Source organism: Halorubrum salipaludis, from assembly GCF_002286985.1.
GTDB classification, from domain to species: Archaea; Halobacteriota; Halobacteria; order Halobacteriales; family Haloferacaceae; genus Halorubrum; species Halorubrum salipaludis.
The window spans coordinates 18,119-32,232 of record NZ_NSKC01000008.1; the positions used below are offsets into that span (position 1 = coordinate 18,119).

The window sequence follows — 14,114 nt, forward strand, 5'->3', positions numbered from 1 at the left end:
GTGGCACCGATGGGGGCGACCCACATCGAACACCGTCTGTGAGTACGACCGCGGCGTGGTCGGAGCGGCGTTAGATGACGCGGTTCTGCAGGTAGTCGAGGTGTTTCGCGTTGTAGACGATCTTGACCTCGTCCGTCGCCGGGCTGCCGATGCAGGTCAGGCGAACGTTCTTCTCTTCGACCTCCTCGTCGGAGAGGATCTGCTGCATGTCCATCTCGATGTCGCCCTCCTTGACGATGGAGGCGCAGTTCGCGCAGGCGCCGGCGCGGCACGAGAAGGGCCAGTCGTAGCCCTGGGCCTCGGCGGACTCGAGGATGTACTCGCCCTGATTCACTTCGAGGGTACCGTAATCCTCGTCGTCGAGGTCGGCGTCGGCGGCCTCCTCGAACAGGTCGTCGTCGTCCATCGACCAGCCGTGGTCGTCGAGCACTTCGTAGTTGAGGTATTCTACTGTGGGCATCACCCGGCGGTTTGATGCCCACCTCATTAGGCTTTGCTGTTCCGCGTTTTTCTCGGACGATCGCCCACCCCGAACGCCCGAACACGTTCGTTCTCCATCTGTCGGCGTGTTATCACGAATGATACGTCAGGAGAAACAGTAAATACCGGAGAGCCGCAAGCAGAGTCCGATGGAAGAGTCCGTCGTCGCCGACTTCGTCGGCCGCGTCCACACCTCCGACCTCGGAAGCGGCGAACCCGTGACGGGCCGCGTCCTCCTGAGCCAGCGCCGGCTCGTGCTCGCCACCGACGACGGGAAGACGACCGTCCCCCTCTCGAAGGTGTTCGACATCGTCGTCGGCACCGTCCCCGGCGACCTCCAGTCGTTTTTCAGCGACAGCGTCACCGTCGCGTACGATCGAGACGGACAGCGGGGCACCGCCCTTGTCGAGGGAGAGCCGGACGACATGGAGCGGTTCACTCGACTGCTGTTCAAGGCCCTGTTGCGCGGCGTGACGGTCACGGTCCGCCACCCGGCGAAGCTCGGCGGCCGCGTCACCGACGCGTCCGACCACACCGCGTCGATCAGCCTCTCGCCGGGCGCGATCGGCTTCGCCGACTGCCCCGAGCCGTTCGAGGTCGACCTCTCCACGGTCATCGACTACGAGCGGACCGACCGCACGATCGCCGGCACGAAGCGTCCCGCGCTCGTGTTCCGCCACGTCCCCGAGACCCAGACTGTGACGTCGATCGCGACGGTCCCCGACAAGCGGATCTTGAACGTGCTCGGCCGGTACATCAAGCTGGAGTACGACGAGGTGATGGAGGACGTCGAGGCGTTCGATCCGACGGAGGAGCAGCTGGAGATCCTCGTGTCGATCTACTCCGCCGGCGGCGAGGCGAACATCGCCGACGTGATCACCGGCGACGTGGCGCAGACGGAGATGGTCCTCGACACGCTCCGCGAGGAGGACCTCGTGGTCGACGGCGACGCGGGCGCCGCGCTCACGCGGAAGGGCCAGATGATCGTCACCTCGTACATGGAGTCGGTCAACTCCTAGCCGGCCCTCCGGGCCCGGCGCCCTACTCCTCGCGCCCCGCGCCCCGCTTCCCACACTCCGCGCCCCGCTCTCCGAGAGACGCCGGGAGCGACCCGCGCTGGACCCCGAGCGGGGGAAGTTTCATGGCGATACGCGTGTAGGTAGTTCACATGACAGACGACCACCGCGGGCGGTCGACGCGCCTCGACGCCGCGGTCCGCGATCGGGGGATCGACGCGCCGGCCGACTCCGCTTTGGCCGACGCGTCCGGTCCCGACTCGGGGCCGCGGGTCGCGCGGGTGCCCGAACAGCACGTCCATGACACCTTCTCCGTGGAGGGGATCGACACGAAGCGCCGAGAGGGGCTATTGGAGGCCGTCCTCCGCGACCGCGACGGCGTGAGCGCCGCGTCGGCGACCGCGCGGAACGGCACCGTCGGCGTCCACCACGACCCGTCGGTGTCCCGGGACGACATCCGTGAGACGCTGACGGCGTGCGGGCTCGTCGTCGACCCCGCGGACCGGGCGTTCGAGGCGCGGCGGGCCTCGCAGTTCGCGTCCGCCCGCGTCGCTGTCGCCGTGCTGTTCGGACTGATGGTCGCGACGCCGTACATCGCCGTGTTGTACCCGACCCGCATCGAGTGGTTGTTCTACGATCCGATGACGGTGTCGTACCTGCAGTCGCTCCTCGACTCGCGGATGGCGACGCACTTCTTCGTCAACCTCGGCGCGCTGTCGGGGATCGCGTTCCTCGTCGCCTGCGCCCCGCGCATCCGCCGGGCGCTCGGCGCGCTCGCGGAGGGGCGGCTCACGACCGACGCCCTCTTCGTCGGGGGCGTGGCCGGGTTGTTCGCCTACAGCACCGCCGCCGCGTTCACCGGCTTCGACGGGACGGTCCACTACGACCTCGTCGCCTACGCGGTCGCGGGCGCCACCCTCTGGGCCCACTTCGGCGCGGCCGACCCGGCCGCCGAGGACCACGGGGCGGCGGAGTCGGCCGGAAGCGCCCCCGACGCCGAGGTCGCGGAGGGCGAACTGGCCGACGGCGATCCGGTGGCGATGACCGACGGCGGTCGGTAGCCGGCCGCCCGCCGTTTCATTCCGTCTCCTTCAGTTCCCGCCGTTCGGCTCCGGCTCGACGCCCTCGATCGCGACCGCATCGCCGACCGCGAGCGTCGAGCCCCACTCCGCCTCCGGGACGACCGTGTTGACCATCAGCCGGAAGTCGTGGTCGAACCGGTCGCCCTCGGTCCACGCCGGCCGCGTCTCGCGGCGCTTCCGGATGAACGTCTCGCGGAAGCCGTCGATCGGCTCGCCCGTGTCCGGGTCCCGCGAGGGGACGACGCAGCGCTGACACGGGTTGACGCCGAACAGCTCGCCCTCTCCGACGGAGACGCGCACGGCCTCCCCGCGGTCGGCGAACAGCCGGTCCTCCCAGAACGCCGGGCAGTCGTCGAGCACGACGCTGGGGCGGAGCCGCCGCCGCATCTCCGTCGCGTCGTCGACCTCGTCGAACCACGAGGCGACCGCCTCCAGCGTCGCCCGCGAGACGACGGTCGGTCCCGGCGCCGCCCGGTCGTCGGGGAGCCCGCCGTCCGGCTCGCGGACCAGATCGACCGCGTAGCCGAGGTACTCGCCGACCCACGCCTCCAGCGCCTCGCGGTCGTCGGGGAGCGTAAACGTTTCCTCGTCCGCGGCGGCTCCCGTCTCCGGACGCGCCGGCCGCGAGAGGGTCACCGCGGTCGGCGTCGCGTCCGTCGGGCCGGCGACTTCGTAGGTCGCCGAGAGCCCGTGGACCGCCGGCTCGCTCTTCCCGTTGACGTAACCGCCGTCGCCGCCGACCGAGGCCGCGTGCGGGTCGACGCCCGCCTCGACGAGCGCGTAGGTACGGTCGCCGCGGAGGGCCCCGTTCGGGCCGATCTCGGCCCGTTCGAGTGCCACCCCGTCGTTCGACTTCAGCGGGTACGCGACGAGTTCCGCGATGCGTGCCATATCCGCGGTTCGGCAGGCGGCGACAAAAGGGTCCGGGAGGCGGGAAAAGCGGATGACGAGCGGGAGGAAGCGGAGAAAGCGGAGAAAGGCGTCGAGAGACGAGGGGGTTACTCCTCGTCGTCGGTGTCGTCGGTGTCAGCGTCCGCCTCGCCGGCGTCCGCGTCGTCGCCCTCCTCGTCCTCGTCGCCGACCGTCAGCCCGGCGGCCTCGAACGCCTCGGCGATCTCCTCGACCGGGAGGGTCCGGTAGCCGTCGGCTTCGGTGACCGTGGCGACGGCCAGGTCTTCCGGCTCGAACTCGTCGTCGTGGGCGGCGAGCGCGGCGATGCCGAGCTCGACGCCCGCGTCGAGCGAGAGCCCCTCGGTCCACTCCTCTTCGAGGTGGCCCTGGATGTCCTGACGGCCGCCGCCGATGACGGTCGCCTTCCACTCGTTCGGGGTGCCGGAGGGGTCGGCGGCGAACAGGCGCGGCTCGCCGTTGTCGATGCCGCCGATGAGGAGCGCGGCGCCGTACGGCCGAGTGCCGCCGCGCTGCGTGTTCTCCTGGATGTGGTCGGTGACGAACTTCGTCAGCGTCTCGACGCCGACGGGCTCGCCGTAGCGGAGGCGGTTCCCCTGCGACTGGCGGCGCGCGAGGTCGATCAGCTGGCGGGCGTCGGCGACGTGGCCGGCGCTCGCGGTGCCGAGGTGGTCGTCGAGCTTGTGGAGCTTCTCGATGCTCTCGGCCTCCATCAGCGTCGAGGAGGCGCGGGACATCGCGACGAAGACGACGCCGTCGGCGGTCCGGACGCCGACGCTCGGCGCGCCGCGCGAGACCGCCTCGCGGGCGTACTCCACCTGATAGATCCGTCCGTCGGGCGAGAACAGCGACGTGCCGCGGTCGTACGCCTGCTGGTCGTTGCCGCCCATCATCGTCGATCACCCGCTCTCGCGGTGTCGCGCTGGCTCATTACCCGTTCTTATACCGGACGGTTGAAAAAGCAACCGTAACCGGTACGCTCGGATCGGGACCCCGCACCCTATCCGTCCGCGTCGACGCCGGAGAGATCGCCGCGGAGTTCGCCGCCGCGCTCGTCGTCTGCGACGGGTCTTCGATCCCCGCCTGCGACGGATATATCCCCGAGACTCCCCTAAGAGGGGTGACATTGACACCCACGAGAACCACAGCCGCGCTGCTGGCCCTGCTGGCGCTCCTGGGGGCCGTCGGCGCGGCCGCGGCGGTGCCCGACGCCCGGATCGCGATCGACGGGGTGGACGTGAGTTCGAGCGAGCCCGCCGTCGGCGAGCGGACGGCGCTGAACGTGACCGTCTCGAACTCCGGCGGGAGCCCGGCGGCGGCGGACGTGACGAGCGTCCGGCTCATCGACGCGGACGGCGGCGACGACGAGGACGCGGACCGCGATTCCCGCGACGAGGCGACCGCGGTCGGGGCGCTCTCGGCGGGCGACGCGACCGACGTGGTCCTGTGGACCCGCTTCGACGAGCCGGGCGAGCACCGGCTCACGGTCGAGGTCGTCGCCGAGGGGGAGGCGACCGACGGCGACGACCGGGAGACCGTCACCGTGACGCGTGACGTGGTCGTCGACGTCCAGCCGGCCGAGGTCGCGCTCGACGTGCGGGCCCGGGCGCTCTCGCCGGAGGACCTCCGGAGCGACGAGGAGGACCAGAGCGCCGGCGGGATCGGCGTCGACGGCATCGAGGGGGTCTTCGGCGGCGGGGGCGGCGGGCTCCAGTCGTCCGATGACGACGCGGCCGAGTCGGTCCGATCGGCGGACTCGCCGGTGGCGGTGACCGTCGTCAACACCGGGACGTCGACCGCCGACCGCGTGCACCTGACCGCCGTCGGCACGCCGGTCGAGGCTGGCAGGGGAGATGACGGCGACGCCGGGGAGTCCGACGCGGCCGACCCGACCGTCGAGGCCGGCCCGTTCGTCGTGGAGGACGTGGCGCCGGGCGAGGAGCGGCGCGTGATCGTCGACCTCGGTCCCCTCGACGAGCGCTCGGACGTGACGGTTACGGCGGCGTTCCGGTCCGAGCTCGACGCGCCCGCCGGGGCCGGCGCGAACCGGACGGCGACCTCGTCCGTCCGGTACCCAACGCGCGAGGGCGCCCCGACCGTCACCGACGCGGCGGTCCGGACAACCGAGGGCGGCGAGGTGGTCGTGGACGCGAACCTCGGCAACGCGGGCACCGGCGAGCTGGAGGGGGTCGTCGTCTCGGTCGCCGGCGCCGAGGGGGTCGAGCCGACCCCGGCCGGCCGGGAGTACTTCGTCGGCGGCGTGGGGGCGGGCGACTTCGTCGCCTTCGATCTGCGGACGACGGCGAACGCCTCCGTCGCCGACTCGATCCCGATCCGGATCGCGTACACCGAGCGCGGCGTCCGGTACACTGAGACCACGACGGTGGCGCTCCCCGAGTCGGGCGACGGCGGCGGAGGCGGCTCCGGCGGCGTCGGGACGCTGGGGGCGCTCGGGATCGTCGGACTCGTCGGCGGCGCGGGCGTCGCGGTCGTCGGGAGCGCGGTCCGTCGACGCGATGTATAGCGTCGAACTGCGCGGCGCGACCAAGCGGTACCCCGGCGCGGGCGCCGAGCCCGTCGTGGCGCTCGACGACGTGGACTTCGCGGTCGAGCCGGGGGAGTTCGTCGCGGTCGTCGGCCCCAGCGGCTCCGGGAAGTCGACGCTGCTCAACGTGCTCGGGCTCCTCGACGACCCGACCGACGGGTGGCGCCTGCTGGACGGGACCGACGTGACCGAGCTCACCGTCGGCGAGCGCACCGCGGCCCGCAAGGAGTCGATCGGGTTCGTCTTCCAGGACTTCCACCTCCTGCCGACGCTGACCGCGGTCGAGAACGTCGCGCTCCCGACCGCGTTCGACCCGGGGGACGCGAGCGACCGCGCCGCCGACCTGCTCGGCCGGTTCGGGCTCGGCGACCGGCTGGACCACGAGCCCTCGGAGCTGTCCGGCGGGCAGAAACAGCGGGTCGCCATCGCCCGGTCGCTCATCAACGAGCCGGCGGTGCTGCTCGCGGACGAGCCGACGGGGAACCTCGACACGGAGACCGGCGAGTCGATCCTCGCCGAGTTCGAGCGCGTGAAGGAGGAGGGGGTCGCCGTCGTCGCCGTCACGCACGACCCGCTGGTCGAGGAGTACGCGGACCGTGTCGTCGAGCTCACGGACGGGGTCCTGGAGGGCGGGATCCCGGGCAGGGACCCCCCGGCCGAGGGGCCTTCGGACCGGGACGCCGACGCGGCTCTCAGACCGGGGGAACGATGACGGAGGGATCGGGGGGCCCGGAGCCCGGCGTGGGCGGCGGAAGCGAGGGCGCCAGGGGCTGGCTCCGGGGCTGGCGACCCGCCGTCTCGATGGCCGCGCGGAACCTCCGCCGGAACCGCGTCCGAACGATGCTCGCGGTGCTCGGCGTCTGTATCGGCGTGCTCGCGGTCGCGGGGCTGGGGATCTTCGGGAACGTGCTCGCGCTCGGCGCCGACGACGCAATCGGCGACATCGGCACGCAAGTGGTAGTCTCGCCGAACGCGGACGCCGGCGTGGAGTCGCTCTCGGCGGCCGACGTGGCGGCGATCCGCCGCGCCGTCGACGACCCGGCGGTCGGCGACCCGGCCGTCGTCCCGCTGTACTCCGACAACGCGGTCGTCGAGGGGCCGAGTTCACAGACCTTCGCGACGGTCTACGGCGTCGAGGAGCCGGGGCTCGCGTTCGAGGCCGCGGAGGGCAGGCTCCCGGACCGCCACAGGCAGGGGGCGATCGTCGGCGCGGGCGTCGCCGAGGACCTCGGCCTCGGGGCGGGCGACACCGTCGGGATCGCGGGGTCGCAGGTCCGCGTCGTCGCGGTGCTCGCCGAGAGCCAGACGTTCAGCCCGGTGGCGCCCGACGACGCCGTCTTCCTCCCGGAGTCGGCGTTCGCCGCCGACGGCTACGCGCAGGCGCTGGTCGTCGCGGAGTCGGGGGCGACCGCGCGGGCCGCCGCGGACGCGATCCGCGAGGAGGTGAACGCCCGGGAGGAGCGCGTCGACCTGTTCGAGCTGGCGGCGCTCGTCGACGAGATCAACGACTTCTTCGATCTCTTGAGCACGTTCCTCCTCGGGCTCGGCGCCATCTCGCTCGTGGTCGCCGGCGTCTCGATCCTCAACGTCATGCTGATGAGCACGGTCGAGCGCAGACAGGAGATCGGCGTGATGCGCGCGGTCGGCGTGACGCGTCGAGACGTGTTGCGCGTGCTGTTAGCGGAGGCCGGGCTTATCGGCGCGGCGGGCGCCGCGGCTGGGACCCTGTTGACCGTGCTGCTCGTCGCCGGGCTGGTGGCCGCGACGCCCGCGGTCGACGCGGCGCTCGTGCTCGACCCGACGAACGGCTACTACCTCCTGTTGGCGCTCGGCTTCGGCGTCGGCGTCGGGATCGTCAGCGGCGCGTACCCGGCGTGGAAGGCCGCGAACGAGCGCCCCGTGGAGGCGCTGCGGAGCTGATTCGGACTCGCACGAGCCTCGATACGGCGGGGCCGTCACCCCGCCCAGCCGGCCCGCATGTCGTCGGTGATGCGGTCGCGCCACGTCTCGAACGCGTCGCGACACTCGGGCTCGGCCTCGACGTGGCGCATGAAGCCCGCGCCGGGCGACGCGAGTGTCGCCCCGCAGAACGGACACCGTTTGGGCTCGATCGCGGTTTCTGACAGTGCCATGTGAACACACAACACGATGTAGCGTGAAAAATGTTTTCTCGATCGCTATTTCGCGAAGACAGTAGCCGAAATTCTGTGGCTAACGGGGATTACTGACTGAATAGCCAGAAATAACCAGATTTGATTCCAACCTAGCAGACTTCGATCTGCCAACGGGCAGGGGAGTCGGTCCCCTTCAGTCGACGGTTCGCTCGTAGGTGACGAACGCGAGGTCGGCGGCGTCGGTTTCGTCGTTGTCACCGGTCCCGACGACTTCGCGTTCCGCCTCGGCCCACTCCTCGGGGTCCCAGTCCGGAAAGCGCGTGTCGCCGTCGGGGCGCTCGGGGACCTCGGTCAGCACCATCCGGTCGGCGCGGTCGAGGAGCTGCTCGTAGACGGTCGCGCCGCCGATCACGTAGACCGCGTCGACGCCGCGCTCGGCCGCGTCGGCGGTCGCGAGGTCGACGGCCTCCCCGACGTCGCTCGCGACGACGGCGCCCTCGGGGAGATCGAGGTCGCGCGTCGTCAGCACGACGCTGGTGCGGTCGGGGAGCGGGCCGCCGATCCGGTCGGCGATGCTCTCGTAGGTCGTCCGGCCGACGATCACGGGATGTCCGGTCGTGAGCCGCTTGAAGTGCGCCAGGTCGGCCGGGTAGTGCCACGGCATCCCGCCGCCGTCGCCGATGACGCCGTTTTCGGCGACCGCGGCGACGACGACGAGGTCGATGTCCGCGCCGCCGGACGCCTCGCCGTCGGACGCGTCGCCGGCCATCACTCCGCGACCGCGAACGAGATCCCGTCCGCGGAGTCGTAGTCGACGACCTCGACGTCCTCGTAGGTGAGCTCGTCGAGCGGCACGTCCGCGATCTCGATCCGTGGGCGCTCGCGCGGCTCCCGCGAGAGCTGTTCGAGCAGGCCGGGGACGTGGTCGTACCCCTCCTCGCCGTCGGCCTCGTCGGGGGCCGTGCGCTCGACCCAGCTCTTCACGTCGAGGTAGTCGGCCTTGCTCTCGACGTTCGCGAGCCGGTCTTGCACGTACGGGAGGTTGTTCGCGTACCACTTCCCGCGCTCTCCGCGCCCGCAGTAGACGTGGGCGTCGACGACGGTGTGACCGAACTCGCCGACCTCGAACCCCGTCCGCTGCGCGAGCGCGTTCGCGAGCAGCGCGTAGGCGGCGATGTTGAACGGGACCCCGAGCGCGATGTCCCCCGAGCGCTGCGTGAGGTGGAGGTTGAGCCGCCCGTCCTGTACGTTCACGACGAAGGTGTAGTGACACGGCGGGAGCGTCGAGACCGCGGCGTTGGCGGGATGCCACGCGTTCACGACCATCCGGCGCGACTGCGGGTTCTCCGCTAAGGTGTCGAGCACGTACTGAATCTGGTCGAAGGTCCGGCGCTCGGCGCCGTCCGGTCCCTCCTCGACGGTCACCCAGCGGTGGGCGTCCTCGGGCCACGTCTCCCCGGGAAGCGCGTCGACGCCGTCCGGCACGGGGAACCGGCGCCAGAAGCGGCCGTAGGCGGTGTCGAGTTTGCCCTCCTCGTCGGCCCACGCGTCCCAGATCTTGGTCTCCTCGCGGAGGTTCCGGATGTGCTCCTCGCCGGAGAGGTACCAGAGCACCTCGTGGATCAGCGAGTTCCAGCGGTAGCCGTCCATCTTCTTGGTCGTAAGGAGCGGGAACCCCTCCGCGAGGTCGACGGTGTACTGCCCGCTGAACGTCGCGATCGTGTCGACGCCGGTCCGGTTCGGCTTGTACGTGCCCGTCGAGAGGGTCTCGTCGACGAGATCGAGGTACTGTTGCATGGTGGATCGGACTCTCCGCGCACTCGCCGGAGAGACGGGTTTACGTGTGCAAACGAACGGGCGAACCTAACCGTGACGGTTGCCGGTGGGTCGGTACGCCGGAGTCGTCGCGAGCGGTTTGAGAGCGAGGTGAGACTACCCGGCTAGGCAGTTCGCAAAATGCACCGGCCGAGATTTGAACTCGGGTTGCAACCATGGCAAGGTTGCGTGATACCACTACACTACCGGTGCGTGCTTCGCATTCGCTGGTTAGTCGGAGGATTACTTAAACCTGTCACATCCGACCGACCGCAAGAAGACGGGCCCGGAGACCTCGGATGAGGGGATGAGTTCCGAGGCGAGACTACTCCCCGCGCGTCGCCGCGATATCGTCGGCGTGTTCGGCTACGAGCTCGGCGAAGGCGGTCGCCTCCGCCCGCTCCTGCGCCTCGTCGTCGCGGCGGTCGCGGACCCGGCGTTTGATCGCGCGGAGCGCGTCCGGCTTCCCGCTTGCAATCTCGTCGGCGACCGAACGCGGGTCGTCGACGACGCGGGAGACGAGCCCGGTCCGGAGCGCCTCGTCCGCGTCGAGCACGCGCCCCGAGAGCGCGAAGTCGAGGGCGTCGCCCTCGCCCATGATTCGCGGCAGACGGACGGTCCCGCCCCACGCACCGAACAGCCCGAACTGGACGCCCGGCTCCGCGAACGTCGCCGCGGGCGTGGCGATTCGGAGGTCGGCCGCGAGCGCGATCTCGACCCCGCCGCCGCGGGCCGCGCCGTCGATCCCGCAGACGACGACCGTCTCGGCGCCGGCGATCGCCTCGGCCGCGCGCTGGCCCGCGCGGGCGAACGACTCCGGATCGTCGAGCGCGGCGACGACGTCGAGGTCGGCGCCGGCACAGAACGCCTCGCCGGCACCGCGAAGGTAGGTCACGGGCGCGTCGGCGTCGGCGACGGCGGTGCGGAGCGCGGTCAGGTCCTCGGGGCGGAGGGCGTTGCGGCGCGCGGGGCGGTCGATCGTCACGACGCGGATCCCGTCGTCGTCTCGGGTGCGGATCACGGTCGCGTATCCCGTTCGTTTCCAAAGGTCTTTGCCCCTCGATCGACTACCGTTACGTAATGGACGATGCCGCGCGAGCGCGTGACGCCGCGTCTGAGGCGCTCGCCGACGTCGAGCCCGACGAGCTGCGTGAGGCCCTCGAAGACCGGATCGCGAACGCCGCCGTGACCCCGGGGGTGCTGGCGCTCGTCACCGCCCGCGCGGTCGACCCCGAGGTCGACCCCGACGCGGTGGTCGACCGGGCCGCCGGCGTCCAGCTCATCTACGAGGGCCTCCGGCTCACCCGGTCGGTGGCCCACGAGGAGCCGTGGGTGACCGCGCCCACGCAGGAGTCGGACATCGACGCCGACATGGACGTGCTCACCGCCGACGTGCTCGTCTCGCGCGGGTTCGCTCTGCTGGCGTGCACCGACGCCGCCGCGGCCGCGGTCGAGGTCGTGCGCGCGTTCGGCCGCGACCAGACGCTCCGGGACCGCGAGGGGACCGACCCCGCCGCGGCGACCGCGCTCGACCGGAACCTGGAGATCGACGCCCTCGAGCTCGCGGTCGTCGCCGGCACCACCGCCGTCGGCGGCGACCCGCCCGAGGAGCTGTTGACGTACGCCCGCGACCTGGCGGCCGACTACGACGGCGAGTTCCCGCCGCCGGGGCGCGCGCTCCCGGAGACCACGGCCGACCGGATCGCCGACATCTCCGACCGCGCCGTGAGCGCGACCGATCGCTGAGTCGCCCGACGGCGACAGGGCGGTGTGTGTCCGCGTGACGGGTCGCCCCCGAATCGAAACCCATAAAGTCGAATCCGGTCAACGACTGATTGCGTGCCTGGGTAGCTTAGCGGTAAAGCGCGTCCTTGGTAAGGACGAGACCCCGAGTTCAAATCTCGGCCTAGGCTCTTCTTCCAATTCCCGTTCGACCAGCCCCGGCTTCGACCCGCTCCGGCCCTCGGCCGCAAGCCCGATATCCGTCGCCCCCGATCCCTCGACAATGACCTTCGCCGACCTCTTCGACCGGGCCGCCGAGTACGACGCGGACGCCGAGGCGGTGAGCGCGGCGCTGGCCGAGCGACGATCGGACTTGGACGCCACCGAGGCCGAGGGCGACGCCGAGACCCTCCCGCCCGTCGACCCCGAGCCGAGCCCGGCCCGCGTCGTCGCCGACGCCGACGTGCTCGCGGCCGACCTCCTCGTCGGCGGGGCGGCCCGCGAGGCGCTCGACGCGCTGCGCTCGCACGCGTGGACGACACTCGTCGCCAGCGACCCGCTTCTCGACGACGCCGAGGCGGTGATCGCCGCGCTCGCCGACGAGGGGTTGGCGGCCGACTGGCGCGACGCGGTCGCCGCGTGGCGCGAACCGGTGGCACAGCCCCCCGGCGACCACCCGGCGCTGGCGTCCGCGTACCGCGGCGGCGCGATGCAGGTCGTGAGCTTCGACCCGTCGCTCACGGGCCCGCGGGCCGCGGCCGGGCTCCGCGACCGGATGGCGGTGAGCGTCCGGGAGCCGCGGGCGTTCGCGACCGTCTTCTCGCCGGCGGGGCTGTACCCGGAGGCCGTCGGCGGGGAGTATCCGGGTCCCGACCGCGACCCACGCTCGATGGAGCCGGTGGAGGGCGGTGCCGGCGGACACCCCGACGCGGACCAGCACGGATAAACCGCCGCCGGCCGGAGCGACGGTAATGACCGACTCGGACGCGACCGCGGAGGGCGGCCCGGAGGGGCTCGCCGAGGGCGACGCCCCGGCGCTGCCGGCCGACCTCGACGCGGTCCGCGAGGCGCTCGTCGACTGGTACGAGGCCGACCACCGCGAGTTCCCGTGGCGGCGCACCGAGGACCCCTACGAGATCCTCGTCAGCGAGGTGATGAGCCAGCAGACCCAGCTCGATCGGGTCGTCCCCGCGTGGGAGGACTTCCTCGAGGAGTGGCCGACGACCGCGGCCCTGGCGGCGACCGACCGCGGCGACGTGGTCGCGTTCTGGTCGGACCACTCGCTCGGCTACAACAACCGCGCGAAGTACCTCCACGAGGCGGCCGGACAGGTCGAGGGCGAGTACGACGGGACGTTTCCGGAGACCCCCGAAGAGCTCCAGGAGCTGATGGGCGTCGGCCCCTACACCGCCAACGCGGTAGCGTCGTTCGCGTTCAATAACGGCGACGCCGTCGTCGACACCAACGTGAAGCGGGTGCTCCACCGTGCGTTCGCGGTGCCAGACGACGACGACGCGTTCGCGCGGGTCGCCTCGCGCGTGATGCCCGACGGCGAGTCCCGCGTCTGGAACAACGCGATCATGGAGCTCGGCGGCGTCGCCTGCGGGACGACCCCGCGTTGCGACGAGGCCGGCTGCCCGTGGCGCGGGTGGTGTCACGCCTACGAGACCGGCGATTTCACCGCGCCCGACGTGCCCGAACAGCCGAGCTTCGAGGGGAGCCGCCGACAGTTCCGCGGGCGGGTCGTCCGGACGCTCGGCGAGTACGACGCGCTGGCGCTCGACGAGCTCGGTCCCCGCGTTCGCGTCGACTACGCGCCCGACGGCGAGCACGGGCGGGAGTGGCTGCGCGGGCTGATCGACGACCTCGCGGACGACGGGCTCGTGGCGGTGGAGGAGCCCGCGGCGGGGGACGACTCCGGTGAAACCGTCGTCTCCCTCCGGCGGTGAGTCCCGGAGCCTGGGAACGCGGCGGTGAACCGTCATTCGTTTATCAGGGGAGCCGGAATAGCCGACCATGAGCGAGACCGTCGACGCCGACCTCTACACGCGGACGAAGGCCTTACTGGAGCCGGGCGACATCGAACTCGCGGGCTGTATCGTCCACACGACGCTCGGCGGCCAGGAGGACCTGGAGATGCACGAGCTCACGGTCGCGATCAACGAGGTCATCGCCGACCACGCCGGCAAGGGCGAGGCGTACATCGAGGCCGGCAACGACGACACGGACTTCTCGTCGAACCAGTTCCAAGGGCGCACCCTCGACGACGAGGAGTTCGTCTGGGAGTGCCAGCAGCTCCTCCGCGACGGCACCTTCGATCTCGTGTTCTACTACGAGGCGAACGTCGACCAGGAGGCGCTCGCGGCCGACCTCGCCGAGCTTGACGACGTTGATCGCGTGACGCAGGTCCCCTGACGCGGCGGATTTCCCG

At 71.5% G+C, this 14,114-nt stretch carries 16 protein-coding genes and 2 tRNA genes; 10 read left to right on the plus strand and 8 right to left on the minus strand.

All coding sequences use genetic code 11. The features are described 5' to 3' along the window. Positions 1-70: 70 nt before the first annotated feature. The gene (fer, locus tag CK500_RS11680; protein WP_095637398.1) at positions 71-460 is read right to left on the minus strand and encodes a ferredoxin Fer; all 390 of its coding nucleotides are present in this window, start codon (positions 458-460) and stop codon (positions 71-73) included. 169 nt (positions 461-629) lie between these two features. On the opposite strand from fer, the gene CK500_RS11685 reads away from it, so the two are divergent. After that, positions 630-1,499: a CheF family chemotaxis protein gene (locus CK500_RS11685; RefSeq protein ID WP_095637399.1), complete on the plus strand. Its 870-nt coding sequence runs from the start codon at positions 630-632 to the stop codon at positions 1,497-1,499. Positions 1,500-1,648: 149 nt separating this feature from the next. Next, complete coding sequence (locus tag CK500_RS11690; RefSeq protein WP_095637400.1) at positions 1,649-2,557, plus strand: hypothetical protein; 909 nt, start codon at positions 1,649-1,651, stop codon at positions 2,555-2,557. Between the two features lie 30 nt (positions 2,558-2,587). Here CK500_RS11690 and CK500_RS11695 read toward each other — a convergent pair whose 3' ends face one another. Together CK500_RS11695 and psmA are read right to left on the minus strand one after the other, a co-directional pair. Beyond that, positions 2,588-3,469 (minus strand): MOSC domain-containing protein, encoded by an 882-nt coding sequence (locus tag CK500_RS11695; protein ID WP_095637401.1) that lies wholly within the window; start codon positions 3,467-3,469, stop codon positions 2,588-2,590. A 107-nt stretch (positions 3,470-3,576) separates the two neighbouring features. After that, positions 3,577-4,377 (minus strand): archaeal proteasome endopeptidase complex subunit alpha, encoded by an 801-nt coding sequence (psmA, locus tag CK500_RS11700; RefSeq protein ID WP_095637402.1) that lies wholly within the window; start codon positions 4,375-4,377, stop codon positions 3,577-3,579. A gap of 230 nt (positions 4,378-4,607) precedes the next feature. Here psmA and CK500_RS11705 point away from each other — a divergent pair, with 230 nt between their 5' ends. From CK500_RS11705 to CK500_RS11715, 3 genes are read left to right on the plus strand one after another with little or no spacing between them, the layout of a single operon-like run. Next, positions 4,608-6,011 carry a COG1361 family protein gene (locus CK500_RS11705; protein WP_198951554.1) on the plus strand — a complete coding sequence of 468 codons (1,404 nt, stop codon included), beginning with the start codon at positions 4,608-4,610 and terminating at the stop codon, positions 6,009-6,011. Beyond that, complete coding sequence (locus tag CK500_RS11710; RefSeq protein WP_095637404.1) at positions 6,004-6,744, plus strand: ABC transporter ATP-binding protein; 741 nt, start codon at positions 6,004-6,006, stop codon at positions 6,742-6,744. Before CK500_RS11705 ends, CK500_RS11710 begins: the two co-directional genes overlap by 8 nt. Further along, positions 6,741-7,952: an ABC transporter permease gene (locus CK500_RS11715; RefSeq protein WP_095637405.1), complete on the plus strand. Its 1,212-nt coding sequence runs from the start codon at positions 6,741-6,743 to the stop codon at positions 7,950-7,952. Before CK500_RS11710 ends, CK500_RS11715 begins: the two co-directional genes overlap by 4 nt. A 35-nt stretch (positions 7,953-7,987) precedes the next feature. Here the strand turns inward: CK500_RS11715 and CK500_RS17420 are convergent, their stop codons facing one another. The 5 genes from CK500_RS17420 to CK500_RS11735 all read right to left on the minus strand — a co-directional run bounded on the left by CK500_RS17420 (position 7,988) and on the right by CK500_RS11735 (position 10,982). Next, the gene (locus tag CK500_RS17420; RefSeq protein WP_198951555.1) at positions 7,988-8,164 is read right to left on the minus strand and encodes a DUF7501 family protein; all 177 of its coding nucleotides are present in this window, start codon (positions 8,162-8,164) and stop codon (positions 7,988-7,990) included. A gap of 175 nt (positions 8,165-8,339) precedes the next feature. Further along, a complete protein-coding gene (locus tag CK500_RS11720) occupies positions 8,340-8,915 on the minus strand; it encodes a dihydrofolate reductase (RefSeq protein WP_095637406.1) in 576 nt (191 codons plus the stop codon). Then, positions 8,915-9,943, minus strand: coding sequence for a thymidylate synthase (gene thyA, locus CK500_RS11725; RefSeq protein WP_095637407.1), 1,029 nt, complete (start codon positions 9,941-9,943; stop codon positions 8,915-8,917). Before thyA ends, CK500_RS11720 begins: the two co-directional genes overlap by 1 nt. A 160-nt stretch (positions 9,944-10,103) precedes the next feature. Next, positions 10,104-10,174, minus strand: a tRNA-Gly gene (locus CK500_RS11730). 112 nt (positions 10,175-10,286) lie between these two features. After that, positions 10,287-10,982, minus strand: a complete 696-nt coding sequence (locus CK500_RS11735) for an enoyl-CoA hydratase/isomerase family protein (RefSeq protein ID WP_095637408.1) — start codon at positions 10,980-10,982, stop codon at positions 10,287-10,289. A gap of 59 nt (positions 10,983-11,041) precedes the next feature. Here CK500_RS11735 and CK500_RS11740 point away from each other — a divergent pair, with 59 nt between their 5' ends. From CK500_RS11740 to CK500_RS11760, 5 genes are all read left to right on the plus strand, one after another. After that, on the plus strand, positions 11,042-11,707 hold the full coding sequence (locus CK500_RS11740) for a DUF7114 family protein (protein ID WP_095637409.1): 666 nt from the start codon (positions 11,042-11,044) through the stop codon (positions 11,705-11,707). A 95-nt stretch (positions 11,708-11,802) separates the two neighbouring features. Then, a tRNA-Thr gene (locus CK500_RS11745) sits at positions 11,803-11,874 on the plus strand. Positions 11,875-11,966: 92 nt separating this feature from the next. Continuing rightward, a complete protein-coding gene (locus CK500_RS11750) occupies positions 11,967-12,629 on the plus strand; it encodes a DUF7384 family protein (protein WP_095637410.1) in 663 nt (220 codons plus the stop codon). Between the two features lie 25 nt (positions 12,630-12,654). Then, on the plus strand, positions 12,655-13,632 hold the full coding sequence (locus CK500_RS11755) for an HhH-GPD family protein (RefSeq protein WP_095637411.1): 978 nt from the start codon (positions 12,655-12,657) through the stop codon (positions 13,630-13,632). 67 nt (positions 13,633-13,699) lie between these two features. Beyond that, a complete protein-coding gene (locus CK500_RS11760) occupies positions 13,700-14,098 on the plus strand; it encodes a DUF5778 family protein (RefSeq protein WP_095637412.1) in 399 nt (132 codons plus the stop codon). The last annotated feature ends 16 nt before the right edge of the window (positions 14,099-14,114 follow it).

What these genes read in the sequence shown, in the direction of transcription:
- fer (WP_095637398.1), bottom strand. Translation starts at nt 460, where the DNA reads ATGCCCACAGTAGAATACCTCAACTACGAAGTGCTCGACGACCACGGC.
- CK500_RS11685 (WP_095637399.1), top strand. Translation starts at nt 630, where the DNA reads ATGGAAGAGTCCGTCGTCGCCGACTTCGTCGGCCGCGTCCACACCTCC.
- CK500_RS11690 (WP_095637400.1), top strand. Translation starts at nt 1,649, where the DNA reads ATGACAGACGACCACCGCGGGCGGTCGACGCGCCTCGACGCCGCGGTC.
- CK500_RS11695 (WP_095637401.1), bottom strand. Translation starts at nt 3,469, where the DNA reads ATGGCACGCATCGCGGAACTCGTCGCGTACCCGCTGAAGTCGAACGAC.
- psmA (WP_095637402.1), bottom strand. Translation starts at nt 4,377, where the DNA reads ATGGGCGGCAACGACCAGCAGGCGTACGACCGCGGCACGTCGCTGTTC.
- CK500_RS11710 (WP_095637404.1), top strand. Translation starts at nt 6,004, where the DNA reads ATGTATAGCGTCGAACTGCGCGGCGCGACCAAGCGGTACCCCGGCGCG.
- CK500_RS11715 (WP_095637405.1), top strand. Translation starts at nt 6,741, where the DNA reads ATGACGGAGGGATCGGGGGGCCCGGAGCCCGGCGTGGGCGGCGGAAGC.
- CK500_RS17420 (WP_198951555.1), bottom strand. Translation starts at nt 8,164, where the DNA reads ATGGCACTGTCAGAAACCGCGATCGAGCCCAAACGGTGTCCGTTCTGC.
- CK500_RS11720 (WP_095637406.1), bottom strand. Translation starts at nt 8,915, where the DNA reads ATGGCCGGCGACGCGTCCGACGGCGAGGCGTCCGGCGGCGCGGACATC.
- thyA (WP_095637407.1), bottom strand. Translation starts at nt 9,943, where the DNA reads ATGCAACAGTACCTCGATCTCGTCGACGAGACCCTCTCGACGGGCACG.
- CK500_RS11740 (WP_095637409.1), top strand. Translation starts at nt 11,042, where the DNA reads ATGGACGATGCCGCGCGAGCGCGTGACGCCGCGTCTGAGGCGCTCGCC.
- CK500_RS11750 (WP_095637410.1), top strand. Translation starts at nt 11,967, where the DNA reads ATGACCTTCGCCGACCTCTTCGACCGGGCCGCCGAGTACGACGCGGAC.
- CK500_RS11755 (WP_095637411.1), top strand. Translation starts at nt 12,655, where the DNA reads ATGACCGACTCGGACGCGACCGCGGAGGGCGGCCCGGAGGGGCTCGCC.
- CK500_RS11760 (WP_095637412.1), top strand. Translation starts at nt 13,700, where the DNA reads ATGAGCGAGACCGTCGACGCCGACCTCTACACGCGGACGAAGGCCTTA.